The organism is Salifodinibacter halophilus, assembly GCA_012999515.1.
GTDB lineage: Bacteria > Pseudomonadota > Gammaproteobacteria > Nevskiales > Salinisphaeraceae > Salifodinibacter > Salifodinibacter halophilus.
This window is the reverse complement of the sequence record JABEEB010000538.1, coordinates 1-247: the sequence shown is the minus strand read 5'-3', so window position 1 is coordinate 247 and position 247 is coordinate 1. Positions and strand designations below refer to the sequence as shown.

Here is a 247-nt window from a genome sequence, read left to right as displayed (position 1 = left end):
CCGGCCGGCACGCCTTCGGTACCTCCGACGAGCGAGTCACCGGTTCCGACCCCACGGTTCAGCTACGACGACCCCAGCGTCGACGCGGCGGGCGACCCGCTGTCGGTCGCGTTCAACAGTCGAGAACGGTTCAGAGACGCGGGCTGGCTCGTCGACGACTTCGAAGACGAGCGGCTCTGGGGGACGTTCGCGGGACGGTACGCCGTCGAAGAAGACGTCGTCTACTGCGGGTCGCAGTCGCTCCGCC

General features: G+C 68.8%; 1 protein-coding gene. It reads left to right on the top strand.

All coding sequences use genetic code 11. The features are described from left to right. On the top strand, nt 1–247 hold a 247-nt coding region (locus HKX41_12755; GenBank protein NNC25005.1), incomplete at both ends, for a polysaccharide deacetylase.